The organism is Halanaerobium hydrogeniformans (assembly GCF_000166415.1).
Taxonomy (GTDB): domain Bacteria; phylum Bacillota; class Halanaerobiia; order Halanaerobiales; family Halanaerobiaceae; genus Halanaerobium; species Halanaerobium hydrogeniformans.
In genome coordinates this window covers 1,326,035-1,339,335 of sequence record NC_014654.1, presented here as the reverse complement: position 1 = coordinate 1,339,335, position 13,301 = coordinate 1,326,035, and the positions used below count along the sequence as shown (strand labels likewise).

The 13,301-nt window shown below is 31.2% G+C and carries 12 protein-coding genes; 2 read left to right on the top strand and 10 right to left on the bottom strand.

Annotated features, from left to right (window positions below; translation table 11 throughout):
* Positions 1 to 17 precede the first annotated feature (17 nt).
* Positions 18 to 1,379: an N-acyl-D-amino-acid deacylase family protein gene (locus tag HALSA_RS05975; RefSeq protein ID WP_420795034.1), complete on the bottom strand. Its 1,362-nt coding sequence runs from the start codon at positions 1,377 to 1,379 to the stop codon at positions 18 to 20.
* A 51-nt stretch (positions 1,380 to 1,430) separates the two neighbouring features.
* Complete coding sequence (locus HALSA_RS05970; protein ID WP_013405696.1) at positions 1,431 to 2,231, bottom strand: Cof-type HAD-IIB family hydrolase; 801 nt, start codon at positions 2,229 to 2,231, stop codon at positions 1,431 to 1,433.
* 147 nt (positions 2,232 to 2,378) lie between these two features.
* On the opposite strand from HALSA_RS05970, the gene HALSA_RS05965 reads away from it, so the two are divergent.
* A complete protein-coding gene (locus HALSA_RS05965) occupies positions 2,379 to 2,573 on the top strand; it encodes a DUF6485 family protein (RefSeq protein ID WP_013405695.1) in 195 nt (64 codons plus the stop codon).
* Between the two features lie 51 nt (positions 2,574 to 2,624).
* On the opposite strand, the gene HALSA_RS05960 is transcribed toward HALSA_RS05965, so the two are convergent.
* The 4 genes from HALSA_RS05960 to HALSA_RS05945 all read right to left on the bottom strand — a co-directional run bounded on the left by HALSA_RS05960 (position 2,625) and on the right by HALSA_RS05945 (position 5,438).
* On the bottom strand, positions 2,625 to 3,371 hold the full coding sequence (locus HALSA_RS05960; RefSeq protein WP_013405694.1) for a DUF1385 domain-containing protein: 747 nt from the start codon (positions 3,369 to 3,371) through the stop codon (positions 2,625 to 2,627).
* A 50-nt stretch (positions 3,372 to 3,421) separates the two neighbouring features.
* Entirely contained in the window at positions 3,422 to 4,042 is a 621-nt protein-coding gene (locus HALSA_RS05955; protein WP_013405693.1) for a cyclase family protein, read from the bottom strand.
* Between the two features lie 207 nt (positions 4,043 to 4,249).
* Positions 4,250 to 4,840 (bottom strand): hypothetical protein, encoded by a 591-nt coding sequence (locus HALSA_RS05950; RefSeq protein ID WP_013405692.1) that lies wholly within the window; start codon positions 4,838 to 4,840, stop codon positions 4,250 to 4,252.
* A 52-nt stretch (positions 4,841 to 4,892) separates the two neighbouring features.
* On the bottom strand, positions 4,893 to 5,438 hold the full coding sequence (locus HALSA_RS05945) for a macro domain-containing protein (RefSeq protein WP_013405691.1): 546 nt from the start codon (positions 5,436 to 5,438) through the stop codon (positions 4,893 to 4,895).
* Between the two features lie 227 nt (positions 5,439 to 5,665).
* On the opposite strand from HALSA_RS05945, the gene HALSA_RS05940 reads away from it, so the two are divergent.
* Entirely contained in the window at positions 5,666 to 6,337 is a 672-nt protein-coding gene (locus HALSA_RS05940) for a DUF3159 domain-containing protein (protein WP_013405690.1), read from the top strand.
* A 93-nt stretch (positions 6,338 to 6,430) separates the two neighbouring features.
* On the opposite strand, the gene HALSA_RS05935 is transcribed toward HALSA_RS05940, so the two are convergent.
* The 4 genes from HALSA_RS05935 to HALSA_RS05920 form a co-directional block, all read right to left on the bottom strand.
* Entirely contained in the window at positions 6,431 to 8,173 is a 1,743-nt protein-coding gene (locus tag HALSA_RS05935) for a collagen binding domain-containing protein (protein WP_013405689.1), read from the bottom strand.
* 260 nt (positions 8,174 to 8,433) lie between these two features.
* On the bottom strand, positions 8,434 to 11,493 hold the full coding sequence (locus tag HALSA_RS05930) for a stalk domain-containing protein (protein WP_013405688.1): 3,060 nt from the start codon (positions 11,491 to 11,493) through the stop codon (positions 8,434 to 8,436).
* Positions 11,494 to 11,735: 242 nt separating this feature from the next.
* A complete protein-coding gene (locus HALSA_RS05925; RefSeq protein ID WP_013405687.1) occupies positions 11,736 to 12,014 on the bottom strand; it encodes an HPr family phosphocarrier protein in 279 nt (92 codons plus the stop codon).
* Between the two features lie 21 nt (positions 12,015 to 12,035).
* Positions 12,036 to 13,292 carry a zinc-binding dehydrogenase gene (locus HALSA_RS05920; RefSeq protein ID WP_013405686.1) on the bottom strand — a complete coding sequence of 419 codons (1,257 nt, stop codon included), beginning with the start codon at positions 13,290 to 13,292 and terminating at the stop codon, positions 12,036 to 12,038.
* Positions 13,293 to 13,301: the final 9 nt, after the last annotated feature.

The following is a 13,301-nucleotide window of genomic DNA, read 5'->3' as shown; positions in this document are numbered from 1 at the left end:
TTAAAAAAATTAAAATTCTATAACTTTATTACTTCAGCAGATCTTTGACCGGTTAATTCAGAGTTTTTCACTATTTCAACTCCCTTTATAAGTACATGGTTAATTCCTGTTGGAGCTTTTGTCGGCTGCTCAAAACTAGCATTATCTTCAATTGTATTAAAATCAAAGATTGTTAGATCTGCATCATAACCTTCTTTGATTCTCCCTTTTTTACTAAGACCTATTCTTTGAGCAGGAAGATTAGTCATTTTATTTACTGCATTTTTTAAGCTTATCTGTTTTTCTTTTCTAACATACTTTGCAATTACTCTGGGGCAAGTTCCAGCTGAACGCGGATGGCCCTGGCCTTGATTGAGAAGTCCATCACTTGCAATCATCAGCAGGGGATTTTTAATAGCTTCCACAATTTCCGATTCATCCATTGCAGAAACGGCTACAAGAGTATCTACTTCATTTTTTCTCAAATAATTAAAGATTTTTTCTGTACACTCTTGACCTTTATATTTTCCTTCTAAAATTTTAACTGCTTCATAATCAATTCCCCACTTTTCAAAACAACCAGCATCAAAAACTGCACTACCAATATAACTGCTAAAAGCATCATAGGGATAAATATCAGCCATTATATCAATCCCTGCTTTATTTGCCTGCTCGATCATTTTTAAGGCCTCAGCTGTTTGCCCATAAGCAGTACAGCTGCCTAAATGAGATATCTGCATCTTGTTTCCTGCTTCTCTAGCAATAATGATCAATTCTGCTATTGATTCTAAAGCCCTTACAGAATCAAATCTATAATGCGCTGTAACTAAACGCTGAGGATATTCTGCAACAAGCTCAGAAAGTTCAATCATTTCCTTAGTAGTTAGTCCGGGAGTATATTCTAAACCAAAAGAAAGTCCTAAACTACCTGCTTCTAAATCTTCTTTTAAGAGCCTTTTGATTTCTTTAATTTTAGAGTCTGAAATATGCTTATAATTATCTTTTACACCTGCTTTTTCCCTCAAACTACCATAACCACTTAAACCTAAGTAATTGATTAAAGGTTTTTGTCTTTCTAAAGACTCAAAATAATTCGATAGATTTTGAGAACTAAAACCACAATTACCACCTACTGCTGTTGTTACACCCATTAAAGCCATAGTTTTAAAAATGTCAAATTCAATCTTATTATTTTCTAATTTATCTTCATGGATATGAATGTCTATGAATCCAGGACTTATATATTGACCGTCTACATTAATTTCTTTATTTGTAGGCAAAAATTCTTTAGTTAACTTTGCAATTATACCATTTTTTACAGCAATATTTAATTTTTCTTTCCCCTTGATCGGGTCAACAATTGTTCCGTTTTTTATTAATAGATCATACAAATAGATCACCTCCTTTTTCTTTCAGTAACAATTCTTTCAAATTAATTCATTTTATTTTTACTAAAGAATAAACTTTTCTATATATTCTGCTACCCCATCTTCATTATTTGAAGTGGTAATATAATCGGCAGCATCTTTCAATATTTTTTCACCACTTGAGACAGCAACTCCAACCCCGGCATATTTAATCATTTCTAGATCATTATTTCTGTCTCCGATTGCAACAAGCTGCTCAGAATTTAGTCCCAATAAATCTACTAATGTCTTTAAAGCATTACCTTTTGAAACGCTTTTATCCATAATATCAATACAATCAATTATAGATCTATTAAATTTTAATTTATCTGCATACTTTGCACTTAAATGATTAAATATTTTTTCAGTTTCCTCAAGGTCTTTTTCTATTATTAATAATTTAGTAGATTGTTGATCAAAAACTTTCTTAAATTTATTTTTTACTAAAGTTGGCTCTACCCCCATTAATTCTTCATAATATTGTCTTTCTTCACATTCTTTATTGCAAAATATTTGATCCTGTAAATAAATATTTAAATACAAATCATTTGCTTTAACATAATCTAAAATCTCATAGCTCATCTCTAATTCAACAGGAGAATGTTTAACTATCCTGTCTTTTTTAAGATCTTTGATTAAAGCACCATTATATGTAATAAGGTAACTATCTAACTCTAATTCTTCTATATACTTCATTGCAGCTGAGTTAGGCCTTCCAGTTGCTATAACAACCTCTACTCCCTTTTGTCTAGCTTTTTTTATTGCTTCTTTATTTCTAGAAGAAATAGTCAAGTCATCTTTTAATAAAGTTCCATCTAAGTCTAATGCCAATAATTTGGTATTCAATTTAATCACTCCATTTATATTTATTATTAATATTATATAATTGAAAAAATATATAATTTTTAAAAATTACAGCAAGCTAATTAATTGGACAAAAAGCTTATTTTTAGTTAAAATAAAATTAGAAAATTTTAAAAAGGGGGAATAGAAATGGCAGACTGCAAAAATTTTAATGATAACAAAGAAATTTGCAACTGCACTTATAGCTGTTCTAAAAAAGGTTATTGCTGTGAATGCCTCCACTATCACCGCAAAAGAGGCGAATTACCTGCCTGTTATTTTAGTGCAGATGCTGAAAAAACCTATGATCGCAGTATAAATCATTTTGTTCAGCTTAATTCTTAAATAAATCTAAATATACAATGTTTTATGCCCTAATAAAATTAGGGCATTTTTTTATATATAATTATCTACTTTTTCGTCCATCAAAACATTTAATGCTTTTTCTGCAGCAATAATTTGTTTTTTATCCGGTTTTTTTGCCACAAACCTCTGAATAATAGTCACAATAAAAAGCAAACTATCAGGAGTATATTTCATTGCTTCATAAGCTAAACCAATATATAAAAGCTGGCGAATAATAATATTTAAATCAAGAGCAAGTAGACTACCTATTATTTGAAATAAAATAAAATAAAAAATAAAGTTGCTTCCACAGCTTTTATGAATTCGAGAATAATTTTTTATCTGGCCCTGACAGTCATTTTCATAATAATTTACTGCCATATGTTCTGCCCCGTGAAATTTTAAAACTTCAGATATATTATTTCGAAAATAAAAGATCAAAAATAAAGGCAGGAAAAAATAACTTAATAAAAACAGAGCCCTAAAAGTAGTAACCTCACCATTACCACCAAACCAGAAAATAAGATCGAAAAGTATAATTAAAAATATAAACCAGTATTTGATTGGGTTTTTTAATACTTCTTTTAAAAATACCCAGAGAGCAATAAAAATACTTAAAATACCTCTTATCACAGGAATCTTTTTTAAAAAATTTGCTTTTTTTATTTTTCTAGAACGTTTAATATCAACTTTTAAGTCTCCAGCTTTGTTGTAATAAGCTTTAACAGCTTTACTACTATTCATAAGCTGAACACCATTGCTATATGCTCGACCACCAATACTTTCGTTTTTATTCATTTAAAATCTCCTTATTTAATAAAAATTTTTAGAAATATTATGCAGGTTTTTTAAGGAAGCTCTGCTGCTACTCTAACAGGTGCTCCAGATGTCTTAACTTTTAATGGAAAGATAAATAAATTAAACTTTTTAAAACCAAGTAATTTTTCTAAATTACATAGGTTTTCCAAAATAAGTATATTTTTTTTGAATAAAATTTTATGAATCTCATACGGCGATTTATCTGGAGATGGCATATCAAAAGCAAGGATATTTATTTCTTTTTTAGCAAAAAACTCAGCTAGTCCTTTGCTGATTAAAGGATGCTCATGATAATATTCTTGACTATTAAATTTTTCAGCAAACCCTGTATAAATAATAACAATATCATCTTTTTTAATTAGCTTTTCATAAGCGCTTTTATACTGTATTACTTTTTCTCCTTTAGCGTAAATCAGCTTTGCTGGTCCTGATAATTTATTTAGTGTAAGATCACTAACAGCATAGTTGCTTTTAATCATATGCATTGGCAAATCAATATGAGTGCCAACATGCATTCCCATGCTTAAATTATGATTAATGTATTCATCTTTTTCTAAATCACGATCTTTTTCCAAATTAACTTTTCTGTCTCCAGGATAAACAGGCATGTTTGATCTAATTTCGTGACTTAAATCTATTAATTTTTTCATAAAATTCTCCTTTTGTATTTTGGATAATTTAATATATTTTTAATAATTATTATTAAAATTTATTATATCAGAGTTTCAAGGTAATTTAAATACAATGAAAGTATTTAAAGACATATATTGCTAAAATAATTTTCTATATAGCTTTAAAATGATAGATATATCTAAAGACCGAGGGATTGAAATACTCCCCCGGCCTTAAATAATTATTTAAGTGTTAGATGCTTTATAAATCTTTAAATTTTTAAAGTAATTTATATCATAAGGTGATTTATCTGTGAACATTATAGCTTTAATATATGCAACAGCATAAACATTAGTTTTTCCACCATCTTTATTTATTTCATATCGACTTTGTTTGGATATTGATAAAATTACATAAGCATCTTCAGCTTTGCTAAAAGGATAAATAAAATTTTTATCAGAAAATATTTCATCCTTTCTGGCTAAAGGAATGTAATAAAATTGCGAATTAGCAAATTCAAAAGTAGATATTTCTAGATTATCAACTATTTCTTTTAACTTTTTGCTGGTTAATTTTAGTTCAATACCCTTCATATAGCCATTCTCATCTAAATCATTTTGAAATTCTTCTATAAAATCACCGTCATTTAAAGCTTTTCTGTAAGTTTTTTTTGGCCAATTTAATCTATTAAGCTGCAGATAAATATTATTGATAGTATTATCTATATTTTGCTGTGATATAGTTTCTTTTAATTTAAATTGTTCATAATTGCCAGAATAACTTTCTTTAAGGTAGATATATCCCATATCACAGTCCTGATCACAGGTAATGTCCATCTTTAACCCTCCTTTTAGTTTTCATAAAAAAAGAATTCACTAGTTATTAAGTTCACTCATCAGTTATAAATATTTTCTCAGCTATATTTTTATAGATATTATAATCATCTTCATTATAAAGTATAAATCTTATTAATTTAATGCTTTTTAGTTCATAAATTTCTTCTTTAACTGTCTGCAGTGAAACAGCAGCAGCTTCTTGAATGGGATAATTAAATGCTCCTGTTGAGATAGCCGGGAAACCAATAGATTCTATATTAGTTTTTTCTGCAATTTTTAAACTATTTTGATAACATTTAGCAAGCAGTCTTTCTTCTGGTTTATCCACACCATAAACAGGTCCTAAAGTATGGATAACAAAATCATTTTCCAGTTGATATCCATCAGTAATAACGGCTTCTCCTGGTTTTAGTGGAGCTAATGAGCTTGATTTTTTTTCAAGTTCTGGACCAGCTGCTCTGTGAATAACACCAGCAACCCCTCCCCCCATTCTAAGTTCTGCATTGGCTGCATTAACAATGGCATCTAAATCGGGCTGGCCAACAATATCTCCCTGAACAAATTCTAATTCAAGATCAGAGATTTGAATCCTATACATATTTAGATACCTCCTTAATTTAAAATAACAAGTATTTTAAAAATTATTATATATTTCTATTTTTTATATTCGATAATCAATCACTATTTCCTGCCTGCTCTACTATATATAATAATATGATCTATAACTATTTTGATTTTAGTTAAATCTTTACTTGTTATTATAAAAAAATAATTATAGCATCTATACAAAGCTAGTTGATTTGTATTTAAAAAGGAGATATAACTATGAAAATAAATGCTCAGGAAATATTATCTGAATTAAAATCTATAGTTTTCAGTAGAACTTTTGATGCTATATTACCACCCTTAGTCTTTGCTATAATTAATAATTTTTTCACACTTAACTATGCCCTGATTTTTGCAGTTTTTACTGCTTTAGCAATAATTTTTAAAAGAATTATTAAAAAAGAGAACTGGAAATATTCTTTTGTCGGTTTATTTATAGTTATATTTGCATCTGCTCTTGCTTTTTTAACAGATAATGCAAGCAGCTATTTTCTTCCTGCAATCTTCAGTAGTTCTTTGCTACTTATTATTACAATAATTTCACTAATATTAGGCAAACCAATAGCTGCCCTGGCAAGTCATATCTCAAGATCATGGCCTTTAGAATGGTTTTGGAGAAAAGATATTAAACCTGCTTATAGAGAAGTAAGTATTTTTTGGGCAATATTTATAGCCTTTAGACTAAGCATTCAAATATTACTATTTCAATCTGCAAGCCCCTTATTCCTTGCCTGGTCTAATATTTTACTTGGCTGGCCATTTACAATAACAATTTTAATTATTAGTTATATCTATGGACTCTGGAGGCTTAAAAACTTAGGTGGCCCAGGAGTTGAAGAATTTAAAAATAATAAAAAACCTCCCTGGGAAGGACAGAAAAAAGGATTTTAATAAGCTAAACCCCGAAATTAAAATTCGGGGTTTAACTTATTTGCTTTAGCTATAATCATTTAAAGGCTGTATATTATAATAAATTTTAAATGATTAATATAGTTGATAGACATTTAAGTGGATACCATAGTAATCATTTAGTGGAACTCTAATACTAGCTTCAAGACCTGATTCTGTTGCTTTAAAATCAAATCTTCCAGGAGCAGGATTTCCACTAGGTTGGTCACTATAATCCTGGACATATAAATTAATGGTACCAGGTTCAAATGCCCAATCTTCTAGATAAACTTCAATGTCTACATAATTACCATCTTCTATAAATACTACATAACCTACATATTCAGATTGACCTGCATAAATATTTGCTACGCCACCATCTTCAAGAATAACTGCATATTCAACATAAGTTGCCCAGTTACCACCTCTGCCAGGATTATATCTAAATTCTCCAACATCGTGAGCAGCCCAGGCAGTTTCAGCAGCCATTATAAAGTTATTAAAGATATTAACCTCTACTGCTGCTGCAGCTCCTGCTACAACTTCTGCTGGGGAACCGACTATAATAGAATCCCAGATTTCTGAGCCATCAAAGTCCAACTCTTCTACATAATAGAGACCAGGGATCAGGTTCTCTAAGAGTTTTTCACCATAACCATCAGCATCGATATCTATGGTAACTAACTCACCATTAGGATATGATTCACCTGTTACTTCAACTGTGATAGAATCAGGGAAGTCTACATCTCCTACTACATCGCCTAAGTCGAACTGTTTGGTTATCAATAGCTCACCTGTTAAATAGCTGTTGGTGATATTAACCTCTACTGTTGCTGTAGCTCCTGCCACAACTGTTGCTGGTGAACCGACTATATCGGAATCCCAGGCATCTGAGCCTTCAAAGTCCAATTCTTCTACATCATAGTCACCGGGGATCAGGTTCTCTAAAAGTATATCACCATAACCATCAGCATCGATATCTATGGTAACTAGTTCGCCTTCAAGATAGGAAGGACCTGTTACTTCCACTGTGATAGAATCAGGGAAGTCTACATCTCCTACTACATCTCCTAACTCGAACTGTTTGGTTATCAATAGCTCACCTGTTAAATAGCTGTTGGTGATATTAACCTCTACTACTGCTGTAGCTCCTGCCACAACTGTTGCTGGTGAACCGACTATATCGGAATCCCAGGCATCTGAGCCTTCAAAGTCCAATTCTTCTACATCATAGTCACCGGGGATCAGGTTCTCTAAAAGTATATCACCATAACCATCAGCATCGATATCTATGGTAACTAGTTCGCCTTCAAGATAGGAAGGACCTGTTACTTCCACTGTGATAGAATCAGGGAAGTCTACATCTCCTACTACATCGCCTAACTCAAACTGTTTGGTTATCAATAGCTCACCTGTTAACTCTTCATCAGAAAAATAAAATGTTATATGGCTTAAACCATGCCAATTTCCACTAGGTGCTTCAGGTGCATGAAGGCCATCCCCTGAAGTTGCTCCAGGAGTATAATCGTAAAGATTACCACCAGGGCCACCTTTAACAAAAACATATGCGATCGCCCTATTAGATTCCCAGTCAAACTCCTGACCTCTTGTGGTGTCATATACATCAATTGTAATACCACTTCTAGTTGTTATACCAAGATCAACTGGATCAAATTTATATGAATCCAATGCTCGTATATCACTTGGAAGGGCTTGATCATTTCCAGAAATATATTCAGGTTCAACTGCCAAAACATTTGTAGTTAAAAACACACCAAAAACCATCAATAGTGTTAAAATAAGGACTACTGAAATAGAAAATAAGCTTTTTTTATTCATTTAAATTTCCTCCTTATTGGTCTTAATCAATTTTGGCCGGTTTCACCATTTAGCTCACTGCCAATTAATCTGGTGACCATTTTATCCTGGCAGATCTCAGCATCCAATAAGTTTTGACAAATTTATTTAGTACTCTACAATTCAACATAATAAATATTATTATCTCACTTTTTAGTTATCACCACCTTTTTAAAAAAATATTTTTATTTAAAAAGCTATTATCAAATAAATGATATTGTTTAGCTCTTATTTTAATGATGTTAATTGCTCGGAACTAAAGTGATTTTAATATCCTGATTTACTAAACTATCAGTAGTTATATCGAACTCATAAATTCCTTTTTCTTCCAGCATAGTTCCTTCAGGTAAAGAATCTTCTACAACTCGCAATTTGTATTGACCCAAAGGGATATTTCTAGCTATAAAACTACCATCACTTCTACTGAAAATAATCCGATTAAGTTCTACAATTTCAAATTTGATTAAGTTTATCTGGATATCTTCTGTATATTTTTCAATGAATTTATCTTGATCAAGAGTAATTTTTCCTTTTAGTTCTCCCATTTGTGTCAAAGCAAATTCAAGAAATATATTTTCGTTTTCTCTAATTTGTATAACCTTATCCTGGGTAAGCACCTTATATTCTTCGGGAAGCTCTCTTAAGTTAAAACCTATTTTATATAATCCACTTCTAAGGTTTTCAAAAATAAAATAGCCTTCCTCATCTGTATTTATCCTACGACCATCGTTAGAAATACTTATCCCTGATAAAAGGGGATCACCTGGATCTCTTTTTCCAGTTCCATTTATATCTAAATAAACAAGACCTGCAATAAATGAATTATAAGTTTCTCTTTGTATTCTAGGATATTTTTGACCAATAACTCTATCCTTTGTAAAACCAAGAACCTGACTCAAATATATAGAAGCTTCATAAACAGGCTCTTCACTTCTAGAAGAAGCAAAGGTTCTCTCAAAATTAAATAGAGCTTCTAAGCCTGAAAATAAATGTTTTTTAAATCCAATTCCATATTTCTGTTGTGGATTTTCTCTAGTCCCATATGGAGCTATATATTCATAGTCTAAGCTCAATCTCCAGTCATTATCTGGATTATCATAATCCAAACCGGCATTACTTCTCAGATAACTTTCATCATCTAAAAAAGTTTTTTTCACACCAGTTGTCAGAGTAATACTTCTTGGAATATCGTGCCTTAAAAATAATTCCACTTCCTGTACTTCAGATGTTGATTCAAATCCGTATTTATCTTTTCTGTAATCAATATCAGTAGAAATTCCCGCAGTAATTGAGGTATAATCTCCAGTTTTTAACCTAACCCTTAAATCAACATCAGCATCACTTTCAAGTCGATCACCTTCCAGCCAGGTAAATGAAGATGATAAACCACCACTTAAAACTAAATTATCTGTTAAACTACTGCTTAAATTTAATTTTACTGAAGCAAAATCTTCTCTTTTTGAAAGATCAATATCTTCTAAATCATCATAGAAATCAATATCAGAGATGACATAGATTATTTCGCTTCCCAGACGAGCTGGTCCCCTAAAAGTTCTACCAGTTAAGCTAATATCAAACCAATCACGCCCAGTTTCTGTGAAATCTAAACTTCTCCAGTAAATTTCTTCTTCTCTGTTTCCATATTCAGCTGCAATAGTTAATGTATTTCTAGCCTTATCACTATAGTCAAAAGCTAAATTGATAGTACTTACTTCAAAATTATCCATATCCAGGATTGAACGATGATTTTCTAATCCTAAATCTAAATTCCAGTTTTGATTGAGCTCTTTTTCTAAGTTTATTAAAGCCTGTTGTCCGGCATCTGCATTTACTCTTTTTTCAACTAATGGAGGAACATAAGCAACTGACGCTTTTATATATCCGTCTTCCTTAGTATAAAGTGTACTTGCTCTTACACCGTGCTCAACTAAATCTACATCTCTGCCAGCTAACCAATCTGCTAAAAAAACTAAAGGAAGGTCTTCAGGACTTACAGCAACGCGAAGTAAATTACCAAGATTATAATCATCAGAATCAGAATTATTATAAATTTTTTCCACTCCAAGCTCCCAGAACAAAGAAGTACCTGCAGAAGGTGCATATTTTATCTGCATACCACCAAGTTCAAAAAATGATTCTGAATCAGTTCTTCTGTTGTTGCTGCCAAAAGTATATACCCCTTCATTAGTGCCTTTTGGAAAAACATTTAAACTACCAGCAACCTTTTTAACTATTTCAGTTTCCCTGCCATCAATATCTTCTATTAATATTCTAATTATATTTGTTCTTTCTTCTGTTATAGGAACATTTTCAAAATAATATTCACTTTCACCTTGATATAGATATTTGTTGTCTATCTTTCTATCATTAACATATAAAGTAACATTGCTTCCTTCTTCCGCTTCACCACTTACAGCAGTATATGCTCTTCTGTCACTTATCTGTTGAAGCGGATATTGAAGATAAAAACCTCTGATATCTGTTCTTCCAATTGTGTTGGGAAATCTAAATTTATTATCTCCGATTATTATTATTCGATCATTTTCTATATTTCTAGCTCTTAAAAGCTTGTTTTCAAACTCATATTCTTCACTATCAAAATCATATTCTAATGTGTGACCTGTAGATATTGCCCAGTCACCTGCTCGCCCATACAAATAAAGAATCTTATTAAACTCTAAAGAATCATCATCAGGTTCATCGGTAAATTCATAATCAAAACCAAATTTATATTGAATAGCTGCTAGATAAAAATCAGGGCCAGTGACTTCAGGTTCTATTATAATTTCATCCGGCCTTTTTTTAATTCTGACTTCAGTGATCTTTTCTCCATCTTCTAACTCAGAATAGTCATAATCAAGCACCAACTCCTGTCTTCTAGGCTGCCAATCAACTTTAGCACCTGTTAAATGTTCAATCAGATCTACTGCGACATAAAAATCTCCCTCTACAATTTTGGGAGGATCTTTTGACCAATCTGGAAAATCATAATAAATTTTATATTTTAAATCTACAATTAAATTAATATCTTTTTCTTCATAATAAACTGTTAGCAACTTATTATTTCGGTCATAATTTAAGTCAATATCAAGCCATCTAGAAAGTGATACTAAAGGTATTAATATATACTCATCCATTTCTATAATTTCAAAAAAATCATCCTGTCCTACTATTGCCTGTCTGGACTGTATTATAAGTTTTACCTGAGTTGGATAGATTTCTGCCTGTACTTGCATATTATAAATTATGGATAGAATTAATATTAATAAAAATAATGAAAATTTTTGATTCAATTTTATCACAGTTCTCACCTCCCAGCTCAAAATAATAATTTATTCATATCTTCTGAAAATATTTTATCAAAATAATTAAGAAATTTACTCGAATAAAAATCGAAAATAACACGAAAATAGTAACTATTATTAATAATTTTTTAAAAATTAATATTATTACTAACCTAAAAAAACCTATAAAAGTTAAAAACCCAGCAAACACTTATTAAAAAGTGAATGCTGGGTTTCCATTTATTTATTCTATTTATTCTCTAATTTGGAATTACAAAATCATTTTCTACCAGTGATCTTAAATTTTCAACGGCTTCTTTTTCATCCTGGCCATCAGCAATGATAGTTATTCTGTCACCTTTAATTGCTCCCATACTCATAATTGAAATAATGCTTTTAGGATTATATTCTTTATTTTGATCACCATTTTTTAAAAGCTTAATCTCTGAATTATATTTTGAGGCAGTTTTAACAAAAAGTCCTGCCGGTCTTGCATGAAAGCCTTCTTCATGTTTCAGTTCAATTTCAGTTTTTACCATTAATATCTTACTCCTTATAAGTTATTTGCATTTTTTAAGCAGATATTTTTCTGCTTCTTCTGACCAGAGTCCATTATGCTTCTCGATTATCTCTGCCAAGTCTGCAAAAATTTGACTTTGATCTGCTTTGTTTTTAAAATCATCAATTGCAGTTAATTCCATATCAATGCCTGTATAAACCAACTTTTTACCACCTGGTATATCCGGAAGATTTAAAATAGTATCAGCTGCACTATCAAGCCCGCCGACATGGGTAATCATGGTTGCCGGATTAATTTTACCTTCTGCAGACATTTTTAATGATTCTCTCATATCATCATCATTTCCACCGGTTGAACCCATAATGTGGGTTGGTGAATAATGGATTTTATAAAAATTAACTTCTGCAGAAAATTCTTTGTCTGTTGGTCCGGCAAAAAAGTTCATACAGCCATCTTTGCCTAATATTTGATCACCCTGTTCAACTAATTCTCTTACAGGAGCATATACAAATACATCATCATAACCGTCCCCATCAACAATTTTTCTCAACTCTGCAGGAACATCATCTAAATCAGCAGTATTAATAAAATGGAGTTCTACACCCTGCTTTTGAGCTTCCTCTTGAGTAAATAAAGAAGCTGCTCTATCAAGACGGTCCTGATCAATATCAGTAACAACTAAAACAGAGGGTTTTCTATCTGCATGAAGTGCATAATCAATTGCTCCTAAGCCCATTGGTCCAGCAGCTCCAAGTAAAGCAGTTTTACCACCTTCAACAATTCCCATTTTATGAATATAGTTATTGCTTTCGGTGTGATAAACTGCATGATATCCACCAATAATACATGACATTGGTTCTGATAGAGATGCTTCGTAAAAAGCTTCTCCTTCATATTTTAATAAGTAGCCTAATTCCATTACTTCTTTAGGGATTATTGCATATTCACTATTACCACCAAAATGTGGATAGGAATATCCAGGTGCATAAGGACTACCTTTATAATTTAAAGCCGGTTGTACAGCAAATTTTTGACCAACTTCAAATTCATCTTTTAGATCAGCCCCAACCTCTACAATTTCACCTGCAAATTCATGTCCGGTTAAAGTTGGATTATCAGCAACATCATTGGGAACTCTTTTATGTCTCGCTCCCTGTATAACAGCTTTGTAAGTTGACATGCAGATGCTATTTGAAATAATTTTTGCTAATATCTCATCATCATTAATTTCTGGTAATTCAAACTCTTCCAGTCTTAAATCATTTTCTCCATATAATCTAACAGCTCTTGTTTTCATTATAATCAC